The 23180-nt window shown below is 38.4% G+C and carries 19 protein-coding genes; 16 read left to right on the plus strand and 3 right to left on the minus strand.

Annotation, left to right across the window (positions count from 1 at the left end; translation table 11 throughout):
• Positions 1–21: 21 nt before the first annotated feature.
• From LPB89_RS16535 to LPB89_RS16580, 10 genes are all read left to right on the plus strand, one after another.
• Positions 22–561 carry a hypothetical protein gene (locus tag LPB89_RS16535; RefSeq protein ID WP_230702795.1) on the plus strand — a complete coding sequence of 180 codons (540 nt, stop codon included), beginning with the start codon at positions 22–24 and terminating at the stop codon, positions 559–561.
• The gene (locus tag LPB89_RS16540) at positions 561–707 is read left to right on the plus strand and encodes a hypothetical protein (RefSeq protein WP_167470919.1); all 147 of its coding nucleotides are present in this window, start codon (positions 561–563) and stop codon (positions 705–707) included. The genes LPB89_RS16535 and LPB89_RS16540 overlap by 1 nt, the downstream gene beginning before the upstream one ends.
• A gap of 59 nt (positions 708–766) precedes the next feature.
• On the plus strand, positions 767–1000 hold the full coding sequence (locus tag LPB89_RS16545) for a hypothetical protein (protein ID WP_230702796.1): 234 nt from the start codon (positions 767–769) through the stop codon (positions 998–1000).
• The gene (locus LPB89_RS16550) at positions 990–1370 is read left to right on the plus strand and encodes a YchJ family protein (RefSeq protein ID WP_230702797.1); all 381 of its coding nucleotides are present in this window, start codon (positions 990–992) and stop codon (positions 1368–1370) included. Before LPB89_RS16545 ends, LPB89_RS16550 begins: the two co-directional genes overlap by 11 nt.
• 106 nt (positions 1371–1476) lie before the next feature.
• A complete protein-coding gene (locus tag LPB89_RS16555; protein ID WP_230702798.1) occupies positions 1477–2595 on the plus strand; it encodes a VWA domain-containing protein in 1119 nt (372 codons plus the stop codon).
• A 925-nt stretch (positions 2596–3520) separates the two neighbouring features.
• Positions 3521–4984 (plus strand): magnesium chelatase, encoded by a 1464-nt coding sequence (locus tag LPB89_RS16560; RefSeq protein ID WP_230702799.1) that lies wholly within the window; start codon positions 3521–3523, stop codon positions 4982–4984.
• A gap of 177 nt (positions 4985–5161) precedes the next feature.
• Complete coding sequence (locus LPB89_RS16565; RefSeq protein WP_230702800.1) at positions 5162–5755, plus strand: 2OG-Fe(II) oxygenase family protein; 594 nt, start codon at positions 5162–5164, stop codon at positions 5753–5755.
• Positions 5756–5817: 62 nt separating this feature from the next.
• Complete coding sequence (locus LPB89_RS16570) at positions 5818–6672, plus strand: DMT family transporter (protein ID WP_230702801.1); 855 nt, start codon at positions 5818–5820, stop codon at positions 6670–6672.
• Positions 6673–7089: 417 nt separating this feature from the next.
• Entirely contained in the window at positions 7090–8376 is a 1287-nt protein-coding gene (locus LPB89_RS16575) for a Glu/Leu/Phe/Val dehydrogenase (RefSeq protein WP_230702802.1), read from the plus strand.
• Positions 8377–8503: 127 nt separating this feature from the next.
• Positions 8504–9727 carry a sterol desaturase family protein gene (locus LPB89_RS16580; protein ID WP_230702803.1) on the plus strand — a complete coding sequence of 408 codons (1224 nt, stop codon included), beginning with the start codon at positions 8504–8506 and terminating at the stop codon, positions 9725–9727.
• A 147-nt stretch (positions 9728–9874) separates the two neighbouring features.
• Here the strand turns inward: LPB89_RS16580 and LPB89_RS16585 are convergent, their stop codons facing one another.
• Positions 9875–11473 carry a DUF6377 domain-containing protein gene (locus tag LPB89_RS16585; RefSeq protein WP_230702804.1) on the minus strand — a complete coding sequence of 533 codons (1599 nt, stop codon included), beginning with the start codon at positions 11471–11473 and terminating at the stop codon, positions 9875–9877.
• A 481-nt stretch (positions 11474–11954) separates the two neighbouring features.
• Here LPB89_RS16585 and LPB89_RS16590 point away from each other — a divergent pair, with 481 nt between their 5' ends.
• From LPB89_RS16590 to LPB89_RS16615, 6 genes are all read left to right on the plus strand, one after another.
• The gene (locus tag LPB89_RS16590; protein WP_230702805.1) at positions 11955–12476 is read left to right on the plus strand and encodes a DUF5004 domain-containing protein; all 522 of its coding nucleotides are present in this window, start codon (positions 11955–11957) and stop codon (positions 12474–12476) included.
• Positions 12477–12484: 8 nt separating this feature from the next.
• Positions 12485–13567: a hypothetical protein gene (locus tag LPB89_RS16595; protein WP_230702806.1), complete on the plus strand. Its 1083-nt coding sequence runs from the start codon at positions 12485–12487 to the stop codon at positions 13565–13567.
• Between the two features lie 29 nt (positions 13568–13596).
• On the plus strand, positions 13597–16596 hold the full coding sequence (locus LPB89_RS16600; protein ID WP_230702807.1) for a TonB-dependent receptor: 3000 nt from the start codon (positions 13597–13599) through the stop codon (positions 16594–16596).
• A gap of 28 nt (positions 16597–16624) precedes the next feature.
• Positions 16625–18136 (plus strand): RagB/SusD family nutrient uptake outer membrane protein, encoded by a 1512-nt coding sequence (locus LPB89_RS16605; protein ID WP_230702808.1) that lies wholly within the window; start codon positions 16625–16627, stop codon positions 18134–18136.
• A gap of 244 nt (positions 18137–18380) precedes the next feature.
• Positions 18381–19625 carry a glycoside hydrolase family 71/99-like protein gene (locus LPB89_RS16610; protein ID WP_230702809.1) on the plus strand — a complete coding sequence of 415 codons (1245 nt, stop codon included), beginning with the start codon at positions 18381–18383 and terminating at the stop codon, positions 19623–19625.
• 25 nt (positions 19626–19650) lie between these two features.
• A complete protein-coding gene (locus tag LPB89_RS16615) occupies positions 19651–21669 on the plus strand; it encodes a glycoside hydrolase family 97 protein (protein WP_230702810.1) in 2019 nt (672 codons plus the stop codon).
• Positions 21670–21884: 215 nt separating this feature from the next.
• Here the strand turns inward: LPB89_RS16615 and LPB89_RS16620 are convergent, their stop codons facing one another.
• Positions 21885–22319, minus strand: a complete 435-nt coding sequence (locus LPB89_RS16620; protein ID WP_230702811.1) for a DUF6526 family protein — start codon at positions 22317–22319, stop codon at positions 21885–21887.
• Positions 22320–22570: 251 nt separating this feature from the next.
• The gene (locus tag LPB89_RS16625) at positions 22571–23068 is read right to left on the minus strand and encodes a DNA-deoxyinosine glycosylase (RefSeq protein ID WP_230702812.1); all 498 of its coding nucleotides are present in this window, start codon (positions 23066–23068) and stop codon (positions 22571–22573) included.
• Between the last annotated feature and the right edge of the window lie 112 nt (positions 23069–23180).

Below are 23180 nucleotides of genomic sequence, written 5' to 3' on the forward strand. Positions count from 1 at the left end.
ACAATCTCAGTATATTTGCATATGCAAAAAAACTTTAGACCCCATCCGAATTCTTTTAAAAATACATTTTGTGTTTTTCATGAAGTTTTACAGGATGAAGTTACCGGTTTAAAAATTCAGTTCGAAAGCAAAGCAGGAAGCACCTATTATTATACAGAAGAAGGAATGTACAGGGTTTCCAACCACTGGGGAAGACTGGCCAACAGCAAGTGGCGTTTAGTGGCGATGGAACCCGAAACTCCATCGAAAACTAAAACCGGTTTTGCTGCCTGGAGCGAATTTTACCCGGACAATACTACAGATAAATTGTATTATATTCAGGCAGATTTTGAAAAAAATACCGTTACGTATCAGCACAGGAATAATCCGGATTATGATAAGAAAGCTGTTTTAAGAACCAGTTTTGAAACCACCAAACGCATCAAACAGATTCGGAATTTGCAGCAATTAACTTCCTGGGCAAAACATTTTGAAGAAGATATAGATGTTTTGAGAGCGGAAATAATTACAGAACTGATCTATACCGAAAAAACATTAGACGAAATTAAAAGAGAGATATAATGGGACGCAACAACGAGAGAAATATTAAAAAACACAATGACAAGCTGCATAAAGCGCAGGATAAAGCCAAGCAGGCTGTAATCGCACGAAAGGAAAAGCTAAAAGAGATTGTGAGAAAGTTTAACGAAGATAAAAAGGAAGAATAGAAAAATAGTTTCAGGTGGTGATAAAATTTTAAACCAGAAACCAAAAAAGAACATTAAATATGAATACAAAATTCGAAGATTTAAAAGCAAGCGTGCAGGAAATAATTGATTTGATTGCCGCAAAAAATGACAGGGAAGCCAACAATAAATTACTGGAAGTAAATGAAACCTTAGATGAAATGCTGGATCATGCTGAAGAAGATGAAGAATTGAGAGAAATCAGCAGATACCAGGTTTTACTGAATCAGCTGCATGTAAAAATCAACGGAGAAGAGCAGGTTGATGGAGAGTAAAAAATGTTTTTGTGATACGGGTTTGCCTTTTGAGACTTGTTGCGGACTGTATCTTCAGCAAAATCAAAAAGCACCTGATGCATTGACTTTAATGCGTTCGAGATATTCGGCCTATGCGACTCACCATGCCGACTATCTTGTAGAAACCACACATGTTTCGGAAAGACAGTATTATTCAAAAGCAGAAATTCTGAAATGGGCGACCGCTAACCAGTGGCAAAAATTGGAAATTCTAAGTTCTTCTGAAGATACGGTTGAATTTAAGGCCTATTTTATAAATGCGGATCAAAAGCCTCAGACACATTACGAATTTTCAACTTTCAGGTGTGAAAACGGTGTCTGGTTTTATAGGGATGGAAAGTTTGAATAATTTATAGATTTATAGCTAATTTCCGTCTATTGTCTGATATTTTTTTAACTAAAAATTAATAAACGTTTCTTTTTTCGTAATTCTAAAAAACCGTAATTTTAGAATTATGAAAAATGATTTTAAAAAAGGTTTTTATTTTAAGACTTACGAAGCCCCGTTTCAGTCTCCGTTTGAAAAACTTTTTGGTATTTTCAAAGAGCTGATCACCCATACTTCGGGTGATTTTGACGAAGCTATAGACTGGCTCAGGGAGCTCGATAAAGAGTACAAACTTACCGACGAGAACTACACAATCGATGATTTTATCGAAGATTTAAAAAAGAAAGGTTACATAAAAGACGAAGCCAAAGACGATGGTACGCCTGGCTTTGGAATCACTGCTAAAACAGAACGTGCAATAAGGCAGCAGGCTTTAGATCAGATTTTTGGTAATTTAAAGCGTTCCGGAAGCGGAAACCACAAAACCAAACATGCCGGAAACGGTGATGAGCATACCGGAGAGTTTCGTGAATTTAATTTCGGAGACGGTTTAGAACGTATTTCCTTAACAGAAAGTTTAAGAAATGCCCAAATCAATAATGGTGTGGAGAGTTTTATGCTTACCGAAAATGATTTGGTAGTAGAAGAGACACAGTACAAGGCACAAATGAGCACTGTCCTGATGATTGATATCAGCCACAGTATGATTTTGTACGGCGAAGACCGAATCACACCGGCCAAAAAAGTAGCCATGGCTTTAGCTGAATTGATCACCACCCGTTACCCGAAAGATACACTTGATATTTTGGTTTTCGGAAATGATGCCTGGACCATTCCAATTAAAGATTTACCGTATTTACAAGTGGGTCCTTATCACACCAATACCGTTGCGGGACTTCAGTTGGCGATGGATATTTTACGCAGAAAGCGAAATACCAACAAGCAGATTTTTATGATTACCGACGGGAAACCAAGCTGCGTGCGTGAGCGTGATGGTTCCTATTATATGAACAGTAACGGGCTCGACGACTATATTGTAGATAAATGTTACACACAGGCACAGCAAGCCCGAAAATTACACATTCCGATTACTACTTTTATGATTGCAAATGATCCTTATTTGCAGCGTTTTGTAAATCATTTTACAGAAGCGAATCAGGGAAAAGCATTTTACACCGGACTGAAAGGTTTGGGTGAAATGATTTTTGAGGATTATGAAACGAATAGGAAGAAGAGGGTTAGGTAGTTTTCAGTCTCAGTCTCAGTTTTCGGTTGTCCCGCTGAGCGGAGTCGAAGCGTTTTTTAGAGATCGGATATCGTAGAGGCGCACAGCAGTGCGTCTTCTCACAGCGAAGAATCGAAATTGAAAAAGAATAAAGGTTCATAGCAGCAAAGGTTCAAATGTTTTTTTAAATAGGTTTTGATTGTCCCGCTGAGTGGAGTCGAGGCGTTTTTTGGACATCGTATATCGTAGAGGCGCACAGCAGTGCGTCTCCTCACAGCGAAGAATCGAAATTGAAGAGGCATAAAGGTTAATAGTAGCAAAGGTTCAAAGTTTTTTTTAAATAGGTTTTGATTGTCCCGCTGAGCGGAGTCGAAGCGTTTTTTTTAGAAAACGTATCTTGTAGAGGCGCATAGCAGTGCGTCTCCTCACAGCAAAGAATCGAAATTGAAGTGGAATAAAGGTTCATAGCAGCAAAGGTTCAAAGGTTTTTTAAATAGGTTTTGATTTTCCCGCTGAGCGGAGTCGAAGCGTTTTTTTTAGAAAACGTATCTTGTAGAGGCGCATAGCAGTGCGTCTCCTCACAGCGAAGAATCGAAATTGAAGAGGCATAAAGGTTCATAGCAGCAAAGGTTCAAAGGTTTTTATAAATAGGTTTTTATTGTCCCGCTGAGCGGAGTCGAAGCGTTTTTTGGACATCGTATATCGTAGAGGCGCACAGCAGTGCGTCTCCTCACAGCGAAGAATCGAAATTGAAGAGGCATAAAGGTTCATAGCAGCAAAGGTTCAAAGGTTTTTTTAAATAGATTTTGATTGTCCCGCTGAGCGGAGTCGAAGCGTTTTTTAGACAACGAATATCCGTAGAGGCGCACAGCAGTGCGTCTTCTCAAAGTAACTGCATTTGTACAAAACAAAAAATATAAATAACAAAATAGCTATTTCAATAAAAATGGAAATAAAGAACATAAATACATTAGGTCAGTTAAAAGCCTCAGGATATAAAAGTACAGGTATCAAAGACGAATTGAGAAACAATCTTCGGGAGAAGATCAAATCCGGACAGCCTGTTTTTGAAGGCGTGCACGGTTTTGAGAACACGGTAATTCCGGAATTGGAAAGAGCCATTTTATCCCGTCACAATATCAATTTATTAGGACTGCGCGGACAGGCAAAAACACGTCTGGCCCGTAAAATGATCGAGTTGCTGGACGAGTACATTCCGTTTGTTTCAGGCTCTGAAATCAATGACGATCCGTTGAATCCGATTTCCCGATTCGCAAAAGATTTAATTGCTGAAAAAGGCGATGAAACTCCAATTTCTTGGTTGCACAGGAGTGAACGGTTTTTCGAAAAACTGGCTACTCCGGATGTAACGGTTGCGGATTTAATTGGTGATGTCGATCCGATTAAAGCTGCAAATCTAAAATTGTCCTATGCAGACGATCGCGTGATCCACTTCGGAATGATTCCAAGAGCAAACCGCTGTATCTTTGTGATTAACGAATTACCGGATTTACAGGCCAGAATTCAGGTGGCTTTGTTTAATATTTTGCAGGAAGGCGATATTCAGATCAGAGGTTTCAAATTGAGAATGCCGCTTGATATGCAGTTTGTTTTTACTGCAAATCCGGAAGATTATACCAACAGGGGAAGTATCGTTACACCGCTAAAAGACAGAATTGGTTCGCAAATTTTAACGCACTATCCTGAAACAGTATCCATCGCCAGAACCATTACGGAGCAGGAAGCTAAATTAGATCAAAACCAAAGCGAAACGGTATACGTTCCCGGTCTGGCTAAAGATATTCTGGAGCAAATAAGCTTTGAAGCGCGCGAAAGTGAATATATTGATAATAAAAGTGGGGTAAGTGCCAGAATGAGTATTACGGCTTTCGAAAATTTAATTAGTACCGCAGAACGTCGTGCTTTGATTGCCGGAGCAGATAAAACTACTCTTCGTTTGTCTGATTTCATTGGAATCATTCCTGCTATCACAGGGAAAGTCGAATTAGTTTACGAAGGCGAGCAGGAGGGAGCAGCTTTTGTAGCGCAGACTTTGATAGGCTTGGCAGTGAGAACGTTGTTTTCGGAGCATTTTCCTAAGATTGAAAAATTAGAAAAGCCGGGCGAAAAAACACCTTATTCTGATTTGATTGAATGGTTCTTTGCAGAAAGCGGTTTCGAATTGCTGGACGATTGCACTGACGAAGAATATCAAAGTATCTTAGACGAAGTAACTCCTCTGGATGTTTTAGTGAAAAAATACCAGCCTCAGCTCGATAAAAAAGATGAGTATTTCATGAAAGAGTTTATTTTATGGGCTTTAGTTGAATACAAAAAGCTGAGTAAAGACCGTTTTGCAAAAGGACATCAGTTTAAAGATATGTATGGAAGTTACATTAGTAAATTGTAAATAGTTGTGATAGTATAGAATTTCAAACCCGACAGGTTTTTTTAACCTGTCGGGTTTATTTTTTAAACACTAGTAAATAATATCCAAACAGTTTATTATTTCTAAAATCCCCTTTACCAGTTTAAATTCAACTACCTTGTTCCGTTGGCTGTAATTGCAGTCTTTCCTAAAAATAAAATGGAAGATAGTTTTGAAGATCTGATTGCTTCGTACATCGAGAATAAAGTAGGCATAGCGGAGCATTTTTTAACCCCTGAACTGGCCAATCACTTAAAACAGAATTTACTCGATTTAAATCAGAGAAATGCATTGGTAACCGCCGGAATCGGAAATTCGGATAAACTGTTGTACGATGGAGCCATCAGAAGCGATTCTATTTACTGGCTGGATAAAAAGCATAATAATGTTTTTGAAAATGAATTTTTTACCAAAATCGAAGCTTTTATAGTGTACCTCAATGAAAGCTGCTATACCGGAATTACAGGCTATGAGTTTCATTATGCACTATACGAAAAAGGAGATTTTTACCTGAAACATTTAGATCAGTTCAAAAACAATCCCAGTCGCAAGTATTCAATGATCAGTTATCTCAATAGCAACTGGCAGGAAGTGGATGGCGGAGAACTGCTGATTCATCAACTCAATAACAATCAGAAGATTTCGCCAACTCAGGGTAAAACTGTTTTCTTCAAAAGTGACGAACTGGTGCACGAAGTTTTGGTTACCCAAAATACGCGAATGAGCATTACGGGCTGGCTTAAGGTGGATTAATATACTTTTTTTGGAAATTTTAAAAGAGATAAACGTTATTTTTGCATTCAAAAAGAAACCTTATGTTATTTCTCGCTTTAAGTATTATCTGCAGTGTTGTTGTGGGCATTATTTTTAAAATCACCAGAAAATACAATACAAATCCGGCACAGATTGTCGCTTTCAATTATGTTTTTGCCATGCTGCTTTGTTATTTTACTTTCAGTCCGGATCTGACTGAGGTTACTGTAAACGCACCCTGGACGATTTATGTCGCCATTGGAATTTTGCTGCCTGTGGTGTTCCTGTTTTTGGTGGCGTCGATAAAGCACATGGGAATCGTAAAAACCGATGCAGCCCAGCGATTATCACTGTTTATTCCTATTCTGGCTGCCTGGTTTATTTTTAACGAAGAATTCAACCGCTATAAGGTCATTGGGCTTCTGACAGGTTTTGTGGCACTCTTACTGATCTTAAAAAAGCCAGCTGCAAATACCGGAAATAAGTGGATGTATCCGGCAATTGTCCTATTTGGTTTTGGGGTTATCGATATTCTTTTTAAGCAAATTGCTCTTTTTACTACGTTGCCTTATCCCACATCATTATTGGTCGTCTTTGCGATTGCATTATTTGTCGCGTTGCTTATTATTGCTTATGAATTTATAAATAAAAAAGCGCGATTCGAATCCAAAAACATTCTTTTTGGGGGTTTGGTAGGGCTCTTTAATTTCGGAAATATTCTGTTTTACCTGAAAGCGCATAAAGCATTTGCTGAAAATCCTTCGACTGTTTTTGCCGGAATGAATATGGGAGTCATCATTCTTGGGAGTGTGGTGGGCCTGCTTTTTTTTAAGGAAAAACTATCCAAAATTAATTTCATTGGGCTCTTTTTAGCCTTAATTGCCATTGTTTTTATAGTTTTTTCACAATTACAGTAATTTTTTTACTTTTCTAAAGTCTTTATTTACAGCCTGTTTTATAATATATTTCATTTTATTTAAAATTAATTCGACTAATTCTATAGAATATATAAAGTAATTTATAAATTTGCAATGACAATGAAAAACTATAGCCAAAATAGCAGTCCGTTTATGTGCAGCTTCACGATGTGTTGCATGATGAACTATGCAATGAAATGGCCTTAATAGAAAATGGACTTGTTAGTTATTTTTTTTTTTAGCCTTTCATGCACCATGAAAGGCTTTTTTTAGAATTATTAAAAAATGATAAGATGAGATCAAATAGAAATACCAACATAATGATGCAGTGCTGTCTGATGAAAATACCATGTTGTATGTGTTGCAGGAATTAGAAGCACTGAAAAAAAGAAAATCCCCAATTTAAAAAGATATAAAATGAGTACAGAAATAATAAAACAGAACCCCTTTCAATCCATGATTGATCGATTTAATATCGCCGCCGATATTCTTAATCTGGATGAATCCATCAGGCAGAAATTGCAGCGTCCTGAAAAACAAATCGTTGTAAATTTTGCAATTACGCTTGACAACGGAACCATCCAGAATTTTGAAGGCTATCGTGTCATTCACAATACGGCATTAGGACCGTCTAAAGGAGGCATTCGTTACGACACAGGCGTAAATCTTGATGAAGTAAAAGCATTGGCTGCCTGGATGACCTGGAAATCTGCTGTAACGGGAATTCCATTTGGAGGAGCAAAAGGCGGGATAATCTGTGATCCGAGAACACTTTCGAAAACAGAACTGGAAAAAATTACAAGAGCGTATACCAAAGCACTATCTGATATTTTCGGCCCGGAAAAAGATGTACCTGCACCTGACATGGGAACGGGGCCTGACGAAATGGGCTGGCTGATGGACGAATTTTCATTGGTACACGGCAAAACAATTCATGCCGTAGTGACCGGAAAACACCTGCATTCCGGAGGTTCTCTGGGCAGGGTAGAAGCGACCGGGCGTGGCGTTAGCATCATAAGCATTCTGGCATTGGAGAAACTGAAAATCAGACCTGCAAAAGCAACGGCTGCGATTCAGGGATTTGGAAATGTGGGTTTGCATTCGGCTTTGTTTTTGTTCGAAAAAGGATTAAAAATTGTAGCCGTAAGCGATGTTTCGGAAGCTTTTTACAATCCCGACGGACTCAATATCCCCGAACTGATTTTGTATTACAACCTGAATAATAAATCCATAAAAGGATATCCGAATTCTGTAGCCATCAAACATGAGGATTTATTGCTTCTGGATGTTGATGTCCTGATTCCGGCTGCAAAAGAAGACGTGATTACGGGAAAAAATGCCAATGACATTCGTGCTAAAATTATTGTGGAAGGCGCAAACGGTCCTGTTTCTTCTGATGCGGATAAAATACTGCACGAAAACAATGTCCTTGTGGTTCCTGATATTCTGGCAAATGCGGGCGGCGTTACCGTTTCGTACTTTGAATGGCTTCAGAATTCACTTTTGGAGTCATGGAGAATTCACCAGATCAACAAGCGTCTGGAAGATATACTGGAAAAGGGTTTTGATACGGTTTTTAGGGTTGCGGCAAAACATAAGGTAACGCCGCGTATTGCTGCTTACATTATTGCTTTGAAAAAAGTAGCTGAAACACAATCGGTAAAAGAGGTGGCAGCCGATGCCCCTAAATACAAACAGAATTAAAAATTTACGCTAAACGAAGAGGAAGATAATTTTCATCAATCGATGCTTTTTTAAAGGGAAAAGAAGGGATTGATTGGTGAAAATATTTTCTTTTTGAATTATTATGAATAAACAAAGTAATTTTTAAATGGAACATATTAATTTTCTTGCTTTCGCAATGCCTGCTTTTTTTCTGTTTTTATTTATTGAATTTAAGATCGCACAACGAAAAAAAAGACCGGAAATTTTCAATTATGAAAGCTCCGTTTCGAATATTAGTATTGGTATTGCCGAAAGATTAATCAATTTATTTATCACTGCGAGTTTTTATCAGGCGTATTATTTCATTTATAATAATTATCGCTTTTTTGATATTCCGGCGAATGCCTTTGTCTGGTTTGCCCTAATTCTCGCCACCGATTTTGTCTGGTACTGGTACCACAGATTAGGACATGAAGTCAATTTTTTCTGGGCAGCACACATTGTCCATCATCATAGCGAAGAATTTAATTTTAGCGCTGCTGCGAGAATTACCACTTTTCAGGCCATTATCCGCACCGGATTCTGGTGTGTTCTTCCTTATATTGGGTTTCATCCGACAATGGTGATCACGATGCTGATTGTCCATGGCGCTTATTCTTTTTTTACGCATACACAGCTCATCGGAAAAATAAAATGGCTGGAATATGTTTTCGTAACGCCTTCTGTTCATGGAGTACATCACGCTTCCGACGAGAAGTACCTCGATAAAAACTATGGGGATATGTTCACTTTCTGGGACCGTCTTTTCGGAACTTTCCAGACGGAAGAAGAAAAACCAAAATACGGCTTGACGCATCCGTTGAAAAGCTACAGTTTCTTATGGCAGCATTTTCACTATTACTTTGAAATTTATGAATTAATGAAACGCTCGAAAGGGTTCAAAGCAAAATGGAAAGCGGTTTTTGGAAGTCCCGCACACATGGATCAGGACATTCGGCCAATATTGGAAAAACGTTTTTTACAGGATAAGGCCAATCCGAATCAGCGTCTTCGATTCAAAAATTATCTTTACATCCAGTTGGGAATTTCGACTTTATTGCTGACGGTTTTTACCTATTATTTTGAATTTTTAAGTGGCTTCGATAAAGTTTTTGTACTGTCCATTATCCTGATTACACTTATTAATTGCGGGGCTTTACTGGAACAGCGAAAATGGATTTATTACCTGGAATATGCCCGAATTTATATGATCGCGGTGTATTTTTTATACGAAGAGGGCTTGATGATTTTTTTCTTTATACCACTGGGAATTATGATTTTCGCGGAACAGCTGTTCTCGCTGAGTAAAAGGTATCAGAATGTAGTGTTGCAGTTGGAGTCTTCGGAGTGAAGAGCATAGAAGAAAGAGCATAGAAAAAAAGCGGTATCCGAATGGGTGTCGCTTTTTTTTTGCCACTCCCGATAGCTATCGGGATAAAGGATTTTAAAGATATTAATCTGTGCGAATCTGTGCAATCTGTGGCATGTATTCTTTAAGTTATATCGTTTTAATCGCCATGATTTTCTCTTCAAAAGTGTCTTTAAAATCAGATTTGCTTTTGATTCTTGTTTTGTACGTGTAAATTGTAGCTACAGAAAGTTCGAGAAATTCTGCCATTTGGCTGCTGTCCTGGATTCCCAGTCGGTAGAGTGCGAAAATTCGAAGTTCAGTGTTTAAAAGCTCGCCTTTCTTTACAATACATTTATGGTCATTTGGAAATAAATGGTTAAAATCGGTTACAAAAGTGGGGAATAACTTCAGGAAGATTTCATCAAACTGATGGAATAAATTTTCGCGTTCTTCCTTTACATTATACCGTTTTAAACTCGCAATAACTTCGTCGGTTTTCTTTGTAATGATCTTGTGAAGCGTACTCTTTTGGATATGATCTATTTTATTAATGAATGCCGAAGTTGCTTTGATAAAGTAGGTAATATATTCTTCCTTAATCGCATTGGCCTCACTCAGGCTGATGTTCATTTCCTGCAGCTGACTGTACGAAGAAGCCATTATTTTTCTCGCCTTATTTCTTTCTTTTAATTGTTTGAAAATAATGATCGAGAACAAAATAATAATCACGGTCAGTATCGTTAACAGAATAATGATTCTTTCGAGTTTATCATTCTTCTCTTTTACATTGTTCAGTTGTGCTTTTTCGATAATCGGCAGAATCGACGAAATCTCAATTTTGCGGTGTCTGGCGTTATAAAAAGTCGCGTCATCCATGGCAATGTTGATGTATTCGTTGGCTTTGTCCAGATACCCCATTTTAAAGAGTTCGTTGGCCAGATTTCGCAAGGCAACGGTTTCTTTGGTTGCATTTTTCACATCGGCAATAGCGGCAAGTGCCAGGTAATGAATGGCTTTTTTGGTGTATCCTCTTTCGGAATAAATATAACCAAGGCTTGAAGTGGCAATTCCGTAATAATCCGGAGGCAGGTCATAATTATTAATCCAGTAGCTAAACGCAAACTCGGCACCGCGCCAATCCTGCTGTTTCAGTCTTTTTAAACTTTCGGCGGCCCAGTATTCGTTGGTGTTCGTTCCGATTAATTCCAGTGCCTTTTTCAGAAAATGATTGCCCTGTTGTACGTAATGGATATTAAAGCGCTGATCGCGGTTATAATCGGCTAAATCGTAATAAGCGCGGGCTTTTATATTGTAATACTCAAATTTGTTTCTCAGGTCCAGTTTTTTGTCGTCAACGACATTCAAAGTATCGATTGCTTCTTTAAACAAACCGGAGGAAAGGAGCACAAACCCTTCTTTAATACGGCTTTTGGCCAGATACTTAGGGTCTTTCAATACAATTGCCTTGATTTTTGCTTCTTCTAAATAATAATAGGCAGAATCATATTTAAAGGATTTATACTCTTCAAACAACGACATATAACAATTGTATAGTGCTGTGTTGTTCTGGCTCAATGTAAATTTTGATACATTTTTTTTTAAGGCTTCTATTTTTTGATATTTCTTTTTAAGATATACCTCTTTTTTAAGGAGCACCTTATCTAATTCTTCCAGAACAGGATTTGTCTCTTTCGCAGCGAGAGAAAAACCTGCAATGAAAAAATATAGCATTAATATTTTTTGCATGGTCATGTTTTGGTTTAGGGTAAAAAATAGTTTTTTGGCTGGCTTGAGTTAATTCGTTTTTAATTCAAAGTAAGCATAAGCGCTTACGCTTGTAACTTTTAGGATTTAACAAATTTAGGTGTAATACGTTTAAAAACAAGGGCTAGTCTGTTTCAAAATGGGACCTAAATGTTAAAAGTAGTTTAATAATTTGCAATTATACAATAAAAAGCAATTATATATATACATAGTGAAAAAAATATCCGCTTTAATTTTGATATTGTCATTTCTACCATTAATTATTTGCTGTTTTTCATCTAAACAACGTCTTGATTTTTTTTACTTTAAAAATTTCGTAAATAATTGATAATTAGTCTTTTGTTGTAAAATTCGTTTGATTTTTATCTTGATTTTTAAAAGATATTTTTTTTAAGATTTATTTAACTTATAGATTCGCTCTGTCCTTTAAGGATAAAAAAACTAACAATCAAACCACAAATTTATGAGATGTAAAAGTATTTATTGGTTGGCTGTTGTGATGAGTTTAACGGCAATTGGCTGTGACAACACTGACGACGGAAGCCACGTTGATCCCATTACCATTTATGAAAAAGTAAACGGAAACTGGGGATTAACAAATCTGAAAATGGTTGATGAATTTGCGAAAGCAAATAAAATCGAACCAAGCGAAGAAAACTTGAGTACCTATTTTAATTACGAGGATTTTAAAATCAATTTCGTAACAGACGCGCAAAATAGACCTACAAGTTATGAGGTTACCGGAAATGTTCCTCCCTTATTTGCTCCAAAAGGATATTGGGCATTAAGCTCAGACTTTCAACAGACAAATGCCAGTGCAATTCGAATCTATTTGTACAGCGATGCTCAGAAAACTCAAAAAACAGATGAGCTGCGAATAATTTCTGTTCCGGGTAAAAATGAAGAAATGCAGCTTCAGCTGATGCGTACTTCCGGCGGAGCTGATTTTGTTTCTTATGTATTCAAATTAAATGCTATTAATTAAAAAGTAATATGAAAAAGTTTATATATACAATTTTACTTGCCCTGTTGATGGCTCCAAATTTTGTAACGGCGCAGGAAAATGCGGGAGCTGTAGGGCCCATGTCATCCTATCCGGTAGTGTACAAATATGATGAAGAAGTAACCTGGTACTTTGATCTTTCAGGAACCACCTTTGCAGAAACAGAAGAACTTTATATCTGGATCTGGTCACCCTCTGAGCCGGACGCAGGCAATTGGGAAAACTCCTCTGATTTTGCAAAATTAAAATACGAGGGCGATAAAATCTGGAGTTTTAAGCTGACCCCGACCGCTTATTTTTCTAAAACTCCGGAGGAAATCGCCGCAAGTGCAGGATTCTGGTTCCGTTTAAAAAACAAAAACGGATCGAAGCAAAGCGATGTGGCCAACATGACCTATACTGATTTTTCGTCCTTTTATACCGCAAACGAACTAATCATGTCTTATCCTGCAAAACCAACAATTGATAAACCGGTAAGTATTTTATTTAATTCTAATTTAAAAGACGGTTTCGCAGGCGTTCCAAGTGTTCACTTCCATAGTGGTTTAAACAACTGGGCGGTGCTGCAGGAATATCAGGCCTGGCTTCCGGAAGTTTCCGAAAAAACAAAACTAAAGGATTTAGGAAATGGTTTTTACAGAATGGATTTGATTCCACAGGAATATTATAATACGGAACCTGGTTTTGTGATGGAAAACATAACGTTTTTAATGGTAGCAAAAGACTGGACTACGAATTCGGGTGATCAGATTATTTATGCAGGCGAATTTGTGCCGCCACCGCCACCGGTTTTTGCTTTTTTCCCTTTGCAAATCAGTCAGAGAGACTTTTTAGGAATGTCAAGAAAAAATAATGAATCGGGTGTAAACAAATTGATTTACACGATTACAGCCGGCAGTAAAACAATTTCTGGTGAGTTTATGGGAGGAACTGCTGAAATCAAAGGATTTGTCAATTTAGTTTCAGAACTAAACGGAGTTCCGAATTTAACTGAAATCCATGTCCTGGTAAAAGATAACAAGGATAAGACGATTTCGGATACTTCGATTCCGCTTAAAACTTTAGACAAATAATTCACTATCAAATTAAAACACCAATTCTAATGAATAGTAAAAATAAAAAAGGAGTCCTGCATCTTATGTGGACTACTAAATCGGCGGTATTGATGATTTTCATGCTTTTTCTTTCGGCAGGCGTTTTTGCCCAGGGGAAAAAGCAGGTATCAGGAACCGTTTACGACAATACCGGAAGTGTACTGCCGGGAGCTTCTGTTATTGAGGTGGGTACCAAAAACGGAACCACTACAGATTTCGACGGAAAATTTACTTTGCAGGTAGCTGTAGGAGGTGCGATCGAAGTATCTTTCATCGGATCTACGACCCAAAAAGTTCAGATCACTGCAACAACTGCTAATCTGGATGTCCGTCTGCAAAATGACGGGTATACACTGGCAGAAGTTCAGGTGGTTTCTGTCGGATACGGAAAAGTAAAAAAATCAGATTTAACCGGTGCCATTTCTACAGTTGGGGCAGATGATTTAGTAAAAGGAACGATCTCCTCAACCGAGCAGGTTTTGCAGGGAAAAGTAGCGGGACTGAATATCATCCGTCCTTCCGGTGATCCGGCTGCAGGAGCTACGCTGCGTTTGCGTGGAGGAACTTCCCTGACCGCCAGTAACAGTCCGCTGATCGTGGTCGATGGTATTGCAGGAGTGGATATCAACGTCGTTCAGCCTTCGGATATCAAATCGATAGACGTTTTAAAAGATGCTTCGGCAACGGCTATTTACGGTTCAAGAGGGGCAAACGGGGTGATCATGATTACCACCAAATCCGGAACAAAAGGAGTTTCTGTCGTTTACAGCGGCTTATCAAGTGTTGGTTATGTAGCAGATAATTTAGATCTTTTATCGGCTAATCAATGGAGAGGCCATGTACGTCAGACCGGAAATACGGATGCTGTCGATTACGGCGGAAATACCAACTGGCAGAAAGCCATAGAACAAACGGCTATTTCACAATCACACACTTTAAGTATCAATTCCGGAAAAGCAGACAGCGGTTTCAGAACTTCCATTTCCTATTTGAATAATGAAGGAGTGATAAAAAAATCAGGACTGGAAAGAATCAGCGGTAATGTTAGTGCTTACCAATATCTTGGCGACAACAAAGACGTAAAATTCGATATGGGATTGTTTGCCAATATCGACAAATGGAATCCTATCGATTACAGAATTTTTGAACGTGCTTACAATTTAAATCCAACGATTCCGGTATATGACGCCAATGGAAACTTTTCTTCCGTGAGTGGAAATATCTACGAAAATCCGGTAGAAATCCTAACCAACAGAACCGTTGACAACGAGAGACACAGACTTTTGGGATATTTTAAAACAGAGGTTAAATTTCTGAGAGATTTTACAGCTTCAGCAAATATTTCACTTGAACATAATGCCGTAAAAGGAGGGACTTACAAACCATCGTACGCGGTTATGGAAGGAAGAACAGAAGACGGTTATGCGCAAAGAACCTATGCGGAATACACCAATGCACAGGGTGAAATCTTTGTAAATTACAACAAAACTTTAGACAAACACACTATTGGGGCCCTGGCCGGATATTCATATTTCGAAAATATCTACGAAGGTTTCGGAGCACAAAGAAGCGGTTTCGTGACCGATGCTTTCGGATATAACAATTTAGGCGCCGGTTACAATTATCGTTTGGGCGATGTGTATTCGTATAAAGGAAAATCAAACCTGGTTTCGTTTTTTGCCCGTGCGAATTATTCATACGACGGAAAATATCTTCTTACGGCTACGGTGAGACGTGACGGTTCAAGCCGCTTTGGTGAAAACAATAAATGGGGAACGTTCCCGTCTGCTTCTGCTGCCTGGAAAATTTCAGGAGAAGAATTTATGGATGCTTCCAAAGGCTGGTTAGACAACCTGAAAGTAAGAGCAGGTTACGGAGTTACGGGTAATCAGGACGGAATTGGCGAGTACAAATCACTTTCTATTTTAGGAGTTGGAAACGACAGTTACTACGATCCGGTTACGAAGACCTGGAGTCTGGCCTATTCACCAAAACAAAACCCGAATCCTGATTTGAAATGGGAATCCACACAACAAATTAATATTGGGGTAGATTTCGGTTTATTCAACAGAATTACAGGTTCATTCGAATGGTATTCCAAAACGACAAAAGATTTATTGTATACGTACGAAGTACCGCAGCCTCCTTATTTAGTGGGAACTATGCTGGCCAACGTGGGTGAAATGTCTAACAAAGGAGTGGAACTTACTTTGAATGCCAACATCATTAAAGGAGATAAATTTACCTGGGATGCGAATCTGACGCTTGGACACAACATTCAGAAAATTGAAAAATTATCAAATCCAACCTATAAAACAGATGTAATTTACAGCGGATCTTTACACGGATTAGCCGGTATGTCCGGACAATATTCTCAGGTGATTGCCGAAGGATATCCGGTTGGAACGTTCTGGGGTTTTCAAAGTGCGGGACTTGATGCCGATGGAAAAATGCTGTACTACAATGCAGCAGGGGAGACGGTAGCAGAGAGTGCTTTGGTAGATGCGGATAAAAAAGATTTAGGAAATGTACAGCCGGATCTGACTTTAGGAATCGGAATGAACTTTACCTACGGAAATTTTGATCTGGGTATTTCGGGATATGGAATGTTTGGACAAAAAGCTTTAAATGCGACCAATATGATGCTGAACGATCCGAACAGGCTTCCGGCTTTCAACGTTCCGGATGATTTCCTGTCAAGCGGAATCACTTCTGCACCGAAATATTCCAGCTACTGGATAGAAGATGCTTCTTTTTTCAGGCTTCAGACCCTTTCTGTGGGATATACATTACCGCTGAAATACAAAGGCTCTAAGCTCAGAATTTATTTAATGGGTGAAAACCTTGCTGTATTTACAAGTTACAAAGGTGTAGATCCGGAAATTGGCCTAAATGCACAGGATGGTGCAGACCAAACCGGACTGGCTGCGCCCGGAATTGACCGATACAACAATTATCCACGACCAACAACGATTTCTGTTGGATTAAATTTTACGCTGAATAACTAAGCGAATTGATAACCATAAAATATTAAAAATGAAAATCAAAATAACAGCAGCGATACTTTTAAGCATGCTTTTTACGGTGTCATGTACAAATTTGAATGAAGATTTATATGATAAAGTAGAAGACGGAAATTTTGGAAACACTCCAAAAGAAATTGATGCGCTGGTAGGTGGAGCTTATTCTTCTTTAAGAGGATTTGCAGACGGGATCTCCAATAATTACCCAACTTGTGAATATGTTTTCTTTTTGAATGAAGTGGTTTCTGATGAAGCTACTATTCCGACCAGAGGAACAAACTGGTACGATGGCGGACAATATCAGGACGCGCAAAAACATACCTGGAAACCCGACAACAGAATGATTCTTTCGGCCTGGCGTTACAACTACACCGGAATTGCCAAAATCAATGCGATCATTTATCAGATAGACAAATCATCGTTGACCACTCAGGCAAAAACACCGATTTATGCGGAGTTAAAAGCGTTAAGAGCATACTACTATTATAACCTTTTGGATATGTTTGGCAATGTGCCGATTGTAACCAATTTTGAGGATCTTGATTTGCCGTCTAATTCGACAAGAAAACAGGTGTATGATTTTGTAGAGAAAGAATTACTGGATGCCATTCCGCATCTGAATTCGAATGTAGTGTATTCTAAACTGACCAAAAATGTAGCCTATTCTATTTTGGCAAGATTGTATCTTAATTCAGAAGCATTCATCGGAACACCGCGCTGGCAGGATTGTCTTTCGATGTGCCAGAAAGTGACGGGTTATACTTTGACGCCGGATTTCTTTGCCAATTTTGCCACGGAAAATCAGACGTCAACCGAAATTATTTTCGCCATTCCGTATGATTCAAAAGCGGGGACAGTAGGGAATTATATGAGTTCAATGTCTTGTCATTATTTGCATAAACTGACGCTTTCCCCAACAGGAAATTATCCCTGGAGTGCCAACGGAATGTGTGCACAACCGGGCGTTTATTCTGCCTTTGCCGATACAGACAAAAGAAAAAAATGTATGATCGCGGGTGATCAGATCAATCTGGCAACAGGATCCGTAATTATTATGGATAACGGAGAACCGCTTACTTATACAGAGAACCTGACGAGTTTAGGCGATGCCAAAGAAAACGAAGGAATCCGTTTAGGTAAATATGAAATGAAAGCCGGGGAAAACTGGGAGCGTGATCACGATTTTGTCCTGATTCGTTATGCAGAAATCCTTATGATGCAGGCAGAATGTTATGTGCGATTGGGTTCGCCAGAGTTAGCGAGACCGTTTTTGCAACAAATTACAGCGCGTGCCGGAGAAGAAATGCCGGCCACAATAGATCTTCATTTTATCGATCAGGAGCTGCTTAAGGAATTTACTTTCGAGGGAAGAAGAAGAACTGATAACATTCGTTTCGGAACTTTCTTTTTGCCTTGGTGGGAAAAAGGGGCTACCGATAAAACCAGAGCTATTTTCCCGATTCCGAGCAGTGTTATAACGACAAATAAAAACCTGAATCAGAATCCCGGGTATCCTGTAAATTAGATTCCTGAATGTCAGTCTTCCGTGTTGGTTAGTCGTGGAAGGCTGACATATTTTAATACTCAATTTTTACAAAAATATATTTTTAGCCACAGATTAAAAGATTTTCACAGATTCTAAAGTTAAGAAAACACTATATAAAATCTTTTTTCATCTCTTAATCAGTGGCAAAAAAGATACAGACTAAATTTTGGCAGACATTTTTAAGCAGAGCAAAGACGAGGTATAAAAACAAATATCAATTCAAATGAAAAAATACATCACATTATTCTTATGTGTACTTGTGAATTTTTTAGTGGCACTCGGTTGCAGCAGCGACGATAAAAATTCAGATATACCAACAACGCCGGAAACCGTTGCACCCGTTGCGATTGAAAAAACAAACAGCACCAAGATTTACGTGCATTATATGCCCTGGTTTGAAACCAATGAAAGCAGTGCCGATAAAAAATGGGGGTATCACTGGACGATGGCCAACAAAAATCCAAATAACATAGATGCCAATAACCGCAGGGAAATAGCGTCTTATTATTACCCGCTTATCGGTCCCTATCATTCGGGCGATAAAAATGTGATTGAGAATCATTTATTATTGATGAAATATTCCGGAATTGATGGTGTTTTGATTGACTGGTACGGCACGTATGATGTTTACGACTACCGAATGGTAAAAGAAAATACAGAACAGCTTATTGCCATGCTGGACAAGGTGGGATTGGAATATGCTATTGTGTATGAAGACCGGGTAACAAAAAGTGCTGTCGATGCGGGAAAAGCCATTTCAGTGACCAGCGCCGCTAAAACCGATTTGGCTTACATGGAGAAAAATTATTTCGATGATAAAAATTATATCAAGGTAAACGGTAAACCTTTACTCCTGAATTTCGGGCCAATTGTATTACAGACACCGGCAGAATGGACAAACGTTTTTAATACCCTGACCGCAAAACCGACCTTCATTACCCTTTGGGACCAATCGGTTGAAGCCGGGGAAAATGCTTCAGGCGAATATGCCTGGGTGTATAAGAACAGTACCTATCTGACTAATTTTTATACCAATACAAAACCAAAACTTGGTGTGGCAATAGGAAGTGCCTATCCGGGCTTTAAAGATTTTTATGCTCAGGGCGGCGGCGGAGCAGCAATTGGATGGACCATTGAGCCCAATAATGGCGCTACCCTTGACGAAACACTTGCCATGGCCAAAAATGCCAATCTGAATTATCTCCAATTAATTACCTGGAACGACTTTGGTGAAGGTACGATGTTCGAACCTACAGTAGAATTCGGATACACTTATATCGAAAAAGTGAAAGCTTTTGCAGGAATGAAAAGCACTGAAAATGTATTCCCCGATATTAGCCAGTTATACAATTTACGCATACAAAAGAAAGGCAATGCCGATGCCCAGAAAAAATTAGACCAAGCCTTTAATTACTTTGTTTCCATGCAGTCCGCTAAAGCAAAACAGGTACTAAATGAAATTAAATAAGAGTTGTCATTAATACAATTAGATAATGAAAAACATAAGATATAGCTATTGCCTGATTACTTTAGCTTCCATGCTGATTTTTGCGTGCAATACTAAAAAAACATATACCATAAGCTCGCCTGATAACAGTTCTAAACTGGTTTTTGAATTAACGGCTTCAGGGCAGCCTCAATACAGCTTCTCATCAAATGGGAAATCAGTAATTGAACCTTCGTTACTGGGGTTTGAATTTCAGGGAATCCGGAAGATGACAGAGGATTTTGAGGTCGTTTCAACCGAAGAGAAAACGGCTGATGAAACCTGGGAACAGCCCTGGGGGGAATTCAAAAAAGTAAGGGATCATCATACCGAAATGATTGTTCATCTGAAAGAATCTAAAGGTGAAGAGCGTTTGGTAGATATTATTTTCAGGGTTTTTGATGATGGTTTGGGGTTCAGATATGAATTTCCGAAGCAGCCCCATTTAGGGAAAGTAAAAATCTCTAATGAAATCACCCAGTTTACCTTCAAAGAGAATAATGAAGTCTGGTGGATTCCGGTACACCGCGAAAACAGCTATTACGAAAGCACCTATCGCAAAACCTTAATGAGTAAAACCGATACGATCAATACACCCGCCACTTTTGAAACGAAAGACAAATTGTATGTTGCCATTCACGAAGCGAACCTGACCGATTTTGCCTCAATGACCTTATTGAAAACATCCGACAAGCAATACAAAAGCGATTTGGTGGCCTGGGCTGATGGTGTAAAAGTATATGCAGAAGTACCTTTTAAAACCCCATGGAGAACGATTGTAGTCGGTAAAACGCCGGGCGATGTGGCTACTTCAACCATTATGCTGAACTTAAATGAGCCTTCCAAAATTGAAGATTTATCCTGGATCACACCCTCCAAGTATATTGGGATCTGGTGGGGCATGCATTTGGAAAAATTTACCTGGGGGCAAGGTGCAAAACACGGTGCTACCACTAAAAATACTAAAGAATACATTGATTTTGCTGCGAAAAACAATTTTGAAGGTGTTCTGGTAGAAGGCTGGAACGAAGGCTGGGATGGTGATTGGACTGCCGACGGATCTGCTTTTAGTTTTGTAAAGGCATATCCGGATTTTAATCTGGAAGAAATTACCAAATATGCAGCCATGAAAAATGTTCGTTTAATAGGACATCATGAGACTGCCGGAGCCACTAAAAACTACGAAAGCCAGTTGGAGGATGCTTTTAAATTGTATCAGAAAATGGGCGTAAATTCAGTGAAGACCGGTTATGTGAATAAATTTTTAGATAAAAAAGAGTGGCACGACAGCCAGTACGGAGCACGTCATTACCGAAAAGTAATTGAAACGGCAGCGAAATATCACATCATGATCGATAATCACGAACCGATGAAAGGAACCGGAATTCAACGTACCTATCCAAACTTCATGTCGCAGGAAGGCGGAAGAGGACAGGAATACAATGCGTGGTCTGCAGATGGGGGAAATACTCCGGAGCATTTAACGACTTTGCCTTTTACCAGAATGTTATCAGGGCCATTTGATTATACCCCGGGGAATTTCAATTTTGATTATAAAACGCCTTCGGGAGCCAGGGTACAAACTACGTTAGCCAATCAGCTGGCTTTATATGTAATTATTTTCAGTCCGTTGCAAATGGCTTCCGACCTGCCTGAGAATTACGAAGGAAAAACCGAATTTCAGTTTATTAAAGACGTACCCTGCACCTGGTCAGAGACAAAAGTTTTGGATTCTAAGATTGGAGAATATACCACCATTGTCCGTAAAGACTGGAATGAAAAAAACTGGTACCTGGGTTCGATTACGAACAGTGATGCCCGTGACCTGAAAGTAACGTTATCATTTTTGGATAAAAACAAAGAATACGAAGCGGAAGTATACGCAGATGGAGCAGGAGCAAACTATAAAACAAATCCGTATCCTGTTACCATTTCGAAGCAAAAAGTAAATAATAAAACAGTTTTAACTATTAAACTGGCAGCTGGAGGAGGAACAGCCATAAAATTTACTCCAGTTGAAAAGTAAGTTAGTTGAGTTTATTTGAGTTATCTTTGAGCAACAAACCCGGTTTCTGAAAAGAGGCCGGGTTTGTTTTTTTTAGGTTTAGAGGTTTATTCAAAGGTTCAGAGGTTCAAAGGCTCAGAGGTTTAACATATAAAGAAATTTGGTGGTTGAATTGCCTTCTCGCTCTGGCCACAATTCTATATTCTTTGTTCTATATTCTTTCTTCTTTCTTCTTTCTAGACTCTGTTATAATCTGCTTTCCAGTGTACAATTGCTTTTTTGATTGCGGATCCGGTCAGGCTATTTTTAAGAGCATATTCCACGAGTGGTAATAATTCGTCATCGGGTGCAAATCTAAGAGCGAATATCTGGTCGTCGGTTAATTTGTATTCAAATTCTTCGAATCTTTTTCCTGAAAGTGTAAAGTAACGGTAACGAAGTTCCAGTCTGACGATCCTGTTTTGCAGCGTTAAGGCATAATGCTGACGGAGCATAAAAGCAAGACAAAATAAGAAGATAAAACCAACACTAATGAAAGCCCAGATTAATTTTTCCTGCTCTGTAATGGTAAAGTAAATACTGCTAATGATAAATGCAGTCAGAATGGGATAGTATACAAAATGATGTGGCGGATAAAACCGTATATGATTCTTGTACGTTTGAATTTTCATAATTTTTGGGTTTGGAGATATATCGTAAAAGTATAAAAGCTATTCTAATAAAAGAATAGCTTTTTTCTCAAAATAAACTAACAACCAAATATTTTATAATTTAATCTTAGAAAATGAATTTATAATAGTGAGTTTTTATAAATACGTAAGAGTTTAAATTATTTCAATACCTTAAAACCTTTTGGTAAAATTATTGGATTACCTAACGGAATTGTTACATTTTAAAAGAATAATCTTATACAATTCAAATATTACTTCGTTTCTTTAAGCAGGGAACTTATAATTTTCCATTCTTCTAGTTTAGATTCGAACGATTTACTGGCATTTGCGGGACTTGATGAAGGCAGCGTTATCAATTGGTATGTTTTTTCGAGCCGCACGTATTTTTTAAAAAATGCGGCCGCTTTTTGTCCGTTGAAAAGGATCGTCTTTATATGGGGATGATCTTTTAAGAATAATTCGAAGTCATTTGCAATTTCATTTTTAATGGCGCTGTCGAGACTACCGATTCTGTCGCAAAATTGCAAAACATCCCACAAAGCGATTTGATGTCTGATCAGGATTGCTTTTTTAGCTTCATACTCCAGTGTGGGGTCTTCTTTAAGAACCGTGAAGATAAACTTCCAGAAATTATTTTGGGCATGACCGTAATACTGATTTAATTCCAGTGACCTTGTGCCGGGCATAGTTCCCAATAGTAGCAGCTTAGCATCTTGTGCGCTTACAGGGGAGAAAGAAAAACTCTTCATACTTTTATGGTAATATAAATGTGGTATTTAAAATAATCATTTAAAGTTAATTATAAAACAATTTACAAAAATTATATAACAATTTTCGTTGCTGTTTATTGGAACTTTGGCT

Source organism: Flavobacterium sp. ENC (genome assembly GCF_020991415.1).
Lineage (GTDB): Bacteria > Bacteroidota > Bacteroidia > Flavobacteriales > Flavobacteriaceae > Flavobacterium.

What these genes read in the sequence shown, in the direction of transcription:
- LPB89_RS16590 (WP_230702805.1), top strand. Translation starts at nt 11,955, where the DNA reads ATGAGATGTAAAAGTATTTATTGGTTGGCTGTTGTGATGAGTTTAACG.
- LPB89_RS16545 (WP_230702796.1), top strand. Translation starts at nt 767, where the DNA reads ATGAATACAAAATTCGAAGATTTAAAAGCAAGCGTGCAGGAAATAATT.
- LPB89_RS16550 (WP_230702797.1), top strand. Translation starts at nt 990, where the DNA reads ATGGAGAGTAAAAAATGTTTTTGTGATACGGGTTTGCCTTTTGAGACT.
- LPB89_RS16615 (WP_230702810.1), top strand. Translation starts at nt 19,651, where the DNA reads ATGAAAAACATAAGATATAGCTATTGCCTGATTACTTTAGCTTCCATG.
- LPB89_RS16575 (WP_230702802.1), top strand. Translation starts at nt 7,090, where the DNA reads ATGAGTACAGAAATAATAAAACAGAACCCCTTTCAATCCATGATTGAT.
- LPB89_RS16605 (WP_230702808.1), top strand. Translation starts at nt 16,625, where the DNA reads ATGAAAATCAAAATAACAGCAGCGATACTTTTAAGCATGCTTTTTACG.
- LPB89_RS16610 (WP_230702809.1), top strand. Translation starts at nt 18,381, where the DNA reads ATGAAAAAATACATCACATTATTCTTATGTGTACTTGTGAATTTTTTA.
- LPB89_RS16585 (WP_230702804.1), bottom strand. Translation starts at nt 11,473, where the DNA reads ATGCAAAAAATATTAATGCTATATTTTTTCATTGCAGGTTTTTCTCTC.
- LPB89_RS16625 (WP_230702812.1), bottom strand. Translation starts at nt 23,068, where the DNA reads ATGAAGAGTTTTTCTTTCTCCCCTGTAAGCGCACAAGATGCTAAGCTG.
- LPB89_RS16560 (WP_230702799.1), top strand. Translation starts at nt 3,521, where the DNA reads ATGGAAATAAAGAACATAAATACATTAGGTCAGTTAAAAGCCTCAGGA.
- LPB89_RS16595 (WP_230702806.1), top strand. Translation starts at nt 12,485, where the DNA reads ATGAAAAAGTTTATATATACAATTTTACTTGCCCTGTTGATGGCTCCA.
- LPB89_RS16555 (WP_230702798.1), top strand. Translation starts at nt 1,477, where the DNA reads ATGAAAAATGATTTTAAAAAAGGTTTTTATTTTAAGACTTACGAAGCC.
- LPB89_RS16540 (WP_167470919.1), top strand. Translation starts at nt 561, where the DNA reads ATGGGACGCAACAACGAGAGAAATATTAAAAAACACAATGACAAGCTG.
- LPB89_RS16600 (WP_230702807.1), top strand. Translation starts at nt 13,597, where the DNA reads ATGAATAGTAAAAATAAAAAAGGAGTCCTGCATCTTATGTGGACTACT.
- LPB89_RS16565 (WP_230702800.1), top strand. Translation starts at nt 5,162, where the DNA reads ATGGAAGATAGTTTTGAAGATCTGATTGCTTCGTACATCGAGAATAAA.
- LPB89_RS16570 (WP_230702801.1), top strand. Translation starts at nt 5,818, where the DNA reads ATGTTATTTCTCGCTTTAAGTATTATCTGCAGTGTTGTTGTGGGCATT.
- LPB89_RS16580 (WP_230702803.1), top strand. Translation starts at nt 8,504, where the DNA reads ATGGAACATATTAATTTTCTTGCTTTCGCAATGCCTGCTTTTTTTCTG.
- LPB89_RS16535 (WP_230702795.1), top strand. Translation starts at nt 22, where the DNA reads ATGCAAAAAAACTTTAGACCCCATCCGAATTCTTTTAAAAATACATTT.
- LPB89_RS16620 (WP_230702811.1), bottom strand. Translation starts at nt 22,319, where the DNA reads ATGAAAATTCAAACGTACAAGAATCATATACGGTTTTATCCGCCACAT.